General features: G+C 68.1%; 4 protein-coding genes. All 4 read right to left on the bottom strand.

All coding sequences use genetic code 11. From position 1 onward, the window contains the following. Positions 1 to 975 (bottom strand): hypothetical protein (locus AACZ35_RS13065; protein WP_339829999.1); only part of this gene is annotated, 975 nt, incomplete at its 3' end. Between the two features lie 394 nt (positions 976 to 1369). Then, the gene (gene ung / locus AACZ35_RS13060; protein ID WP_339829997.1) at positions 1370 to 2110 is read right to left on the bottom strand and encodes a uracil-DNA glycosylase; all 741 of its coding nucleotides are present in this window, start codon (positions 2108 to 2110) and stop codon (positions 1370 to 1372) included. Position 2111: 1 nt separating this feature from the next. Further along, positions 2112 to 2942 (bottom strand): response regulator, encoded by an 831-nt coding sequence (locus tag AACZ35_RS13055; RefSeq protein ID WP_339829995.1) that lies wholly within the window; start codon positions 2940 to 2942, stop codon positions 2112 to 2114. 1 nt (position 2943) lies between these two features. After that, positions 2944 to 3879 carry a permease-like cell division protein FtsX gene (gene ftsX, locus AACZ35_RS13050; RefSeq protein WP_339830001.1) on the bottom strand — a complete coding sequence of 312 codons (936 nt, stop codon included), beginning with the start codon at positions 3877 to 3879 and terminating at the stop codon, positions 2944 to 2946. Between the last annotated feature and the right edge of the window lie 3 nt (positions 3880 to 3882).

Below are 3882 nucleotides of genomic sequence, written 5' to 3'. Positions count from 1 at the left end.
GTTGGTGAGCGCGACGTCACCGGTGTTGGTCAGGGTGACGGTGTAGCTGAGGGTGTCGCCTTCGGTGATGTCGCCCGACGCATCCGCATCCGCCGTCAGCGTCGCCGTCGACTTGGCGAGAGTGAGCGCCGGCACCTGGATGACCGGCGTGGTCACCGTGTTGGAGTCGGTCGGGCCGGGAACCTCGTTGCTGGTCGCACTGGCGGTGTTGACCACTTCGCCGGCCTGGGCCTCGGCGGGCGTAACGACATGCGTGCCCGTCAGGATGCAGGTACCGCCCGCCGGGACCGTCGCGCACGTCGTGCTGCCCGGCGTGAGTTGGCCATCGCTGACCACCACGTCGGTCAGGTCGACGTTGCCGGTATTGGTCGCAGTGATCGTGTATTCCAGGGTGTCGCCGGCGTTGACGAAGCCGTCGCCGTTGACGTCGGTGTCCAGGACCGCGGCATCCTTGACCAGGGTCAGGGCCTGAACCTGGAGAACGACGGTGTTCTCGGTCGCCGAGCAGACCGGGTCCAGTCCGGCCCGGCAGACCTGGTCGGCGGTGACCGTGGCGGTGTTGTCCACGCTGCCGGCGTCGATATCGGCCTGGTCGAGCGTGTGGGTGCCGGTGCAGACCAGGCTCTGGGAGGCCGGCAGGCTGGCCGGCAGCGCGGTCGCGGAACCACCGATCTGGCAGCTCAGGGCGCCCAGCAGCGGGTCGGATACCGACACGCCCGAGGCGGGGCCGGTGCCGGTATTCTGGACGGTGATCGTGTAGGAGATCTCGTCGCCGATATTGGCCACGCCCGTTGGCGCAACCACGTCGGGATCCAGCGCGCCCGACTTGGACACAATAAGTGCCGGCGTCAGCAGGGCGTCCGTGTCGGTGGCGGTGTCGTTGCCCGGGTTGGGATCGGTGATGCCCGCAGGCGCCGTGACCGTGGCGGTATTGATGGCGTCCTGGGCCGAAGCGGAACCGAGGCAAAGCAGCAAGTTGAGCGCCAAAGCGGCAAGGCACAGGCGCGCACCCGCGCCGGGACTCCGTCCCGATTCGATATCCACAGTCACCTTGCCCCCTGGTAAAAAAATTAAAACAGCGCCTTGGAAACTTCTCTGGAAACTGGGCGCTTAATCCCACTCATGCAAAACGCGTGCCATCTACAGGCCGGCGCACGTTCGAAGGGGTCATTGCCCCTTCGATACCTTCACAAGCCTCCTACACGCCCCTCCCCAAAGGCAAGAACCGCCCGCCTCTTGTCCAAAAACACTGATATTTCAATAGTCTGCAAAGCTTTGTTGCGGCCAGGCAGCGGCGTTGGAGGGCAAAATGCGCCGTTTTGCGTCAGTACCCACGGCCCGGTCCGGGCGCGTGAACGGCGTCACACTTTCAATCGGGGGTCCCGGAAGCGGGGCCGGCAGATGCCAGCAGGGCCTCCACCGCCGCCCGGGGCGGCAGGGACCAGTCCACCGGCGCCTTGCCGGCCACCTGCAGCCAGCGGTTGGCCTTGCTGAAGTGGCCGCAGCCAAGGAAACCCCGGTGCGCCGACAGCGGCGAGGGGTGCGGGGCCCGCAGCACGCAGTGCCGCCCCTGCAGCAGCTTGCCCTTGGCCTGGGCGTAGGCGCCCCAGAGCATGAAGACCAAGCCTTCCTTTTCCCGGTCCAGGGCCTGGACGATGGCGTCGGTGAAGCCTTCCCAGCCCTTGCCCTGGTGCGAACCGGCCCGGCCTTCCTCGACCGTGAGCACCGCATTGAGCAGCAGCACGCCCTGACGGGCCCAGGGCAGCAGGCAGCCGTGGCCGGGCGGCGCATGGCCCTGGTCGGCCTGGATTTCCTTGTAGATATTGAGCAGCGACGGCGGCACCGGCACGCCCGGCAGCACCGAAAAACACAGACCGTGGGCCTGGCCGGCACCGTGGTAGGGGTCCTGGCCCAGGATGACCACCTTCACCTGGTCGAAGGGCGTGGCGTCGAGGGCGGAAAAGATGCGCGGGCCGGGCGGGAAGATGTGCTTTCCGGCCGCTTTTTCCCTACGCAGGAAGGCCGATAGTTCCTGCATGTCCGGGCGCTGCAGGTAGTCGCCGACCCGGGCCTTCCAGCCCGGTTCCAGGCGGACGCGGTCGCCGGCCACCCTACTTGCCGAGCTTGGCCCGCAGCAGCCGGCCCACGCGCAGCTGGAACAGCAGCTTGGTCACCAGCAGGCGTTCTTCGATGGGCTTTTGCACCAGGTCGTTGGCACCGGCGCGCAGCAGGTCGCTCTGGTTGGCCGGGTTGGCGTCGCCGGTCATCACCAGCACCGGCAGCAGGCCCTTGGCGTAGCCGAATTCGTTGCGGATCGACTTGAGCAGGTCGTTGCCGGTCAGCTCGCCCTTCAGGTAGACGTCGGTCAGCACCACGTCCGGTCCGGGCACCTTGCCCTGCGCGCGCGCGGTTTCCAGGTGGGCGATGGCGTCTTCCACGCCGGTGGCGTGGGTGACGGTGAGCCCGTGTTTTTCCAGCATGCGCCGGGTCGCCATGGCGACCTCGACGTACAGCACTTCGCCACCGGCTTCGGACTCAGGCGCCACGTAACCCTTGATGAAGGCCGCCAGGGCGTTGAAGCCCAGCGACTTGTCGAAGTAGTCGGTGACGTCGTCACTGATCGAGCGGCTTTCCAGGCGTTCCTGCACGTCGCCGGAAACCACGATGATCGGGATATAGGCCTGGGGCGTGTGCTCGCGCAGGTAGCGGGCGAGGTCGAGCCCGTCCATGTCGGGCAGGCGCAGGGCCATGGTGACCAGGTTGACCGCGCCGGCCTGCAGGGCGGCCTTGGCCTCCTCGCCGGTTTCGCAGCCGACGAACTCCATGTCGGGCAGCTGCTGGCGCAGGACGCCTTCGATCATCTTGCGCACGACCTTGGAGCCGTCCACGACCATGATGCGCGGGCTGGTGGTGTCGAAGCTTCGGAAACTCGGGCTGTTCATGTCACACGTCCGTAGGACGGGTCCGACGTAGATGATGCCCGGTTGCGAGCCACGCGCCCAGCCACCCCATCGCCGCGGCCCCGAAAAGCAGCGCTGCAGTGCCCCGCCAGCCCGGCCCGGAAAGGGCGAACTGGCTGCCGTAGCTGGCCACCAGGGCGGTCAGGCGGCCCTGCAGCAGGCCCCCGGCCACGGCCAGCAGCACCAGCGCCAGGGCGCCCGCAGCCAGGCCGTACCAGGCGCCCAGGTACAAAAACGGCCGCCGGACGAAGCCGTCGGTGGCACCCAGGTGCTGGAGCACGGCGATTTCCTCGCTGCGTGCGCCGATGTCCAGGCGCACCGTATTGCCCACCACCAGCAGCACACCCAGGCCCAGCAGCACGGCCACGACCTGCACCACGCGTTCGCCAAAGGCCAGCCAGGCGGTGAGGCGCTGGCGCCAGAGCGCGTCGTGCTGCACCACTTCGGCTTCGGGCAGGGCGCGCAGGTCGTCGGCCAGGGCGCTGCCGTCGTCGTCGCCGGCGGGCGAAACCACCAGCACGTAGGGCAGCGGGTTGCCTTCCAATACTTCCAGGGCGCCGGCGAGGTCGCTCATTTCGCGGAATTCGGCCAGGCCCTCGTCGGGCGTGCGCACGGCCACAGCGGTGACGTCGGGTCGGGCGCGCAGTTCTTCCGACAGTGCTTCGACCCGTTCGCCGTCGATATCGGCGGCGAGGAAAACGCCGATGTCGCGCGATTCGCTGACCGTGCCGGAAAAACGCTCCAGGTTGCCCAGGGCCAGGGCCAGGCCCAGCGGCAGGGCGATGGCCACGGCCATCACGCCGACGGTAAGACTGGTGGCCACCGGCCGCTGCAGCAGGCGGCCGAGACTGGAGAACAGGGAATACAGGTGCTGTTCGCGCCAGGCGCGCAGGCGGGCGCCGAGGCCGCCGGACTTCACCCG

This window comes from uncultured Arenimonas sp. (assembly GCF_963976025.1).
Classification (GTDB): domain Bacteria; phylum Pseudomonadota; class Gammaproteobacteria; order Xanthomonadales; family Xanthomonadaceae; genus Arenimonas.
Note: the sequence above shows the minus strand (reverse complement) of the source record. Positions and strands in the feature narration are given on the sequence as shown.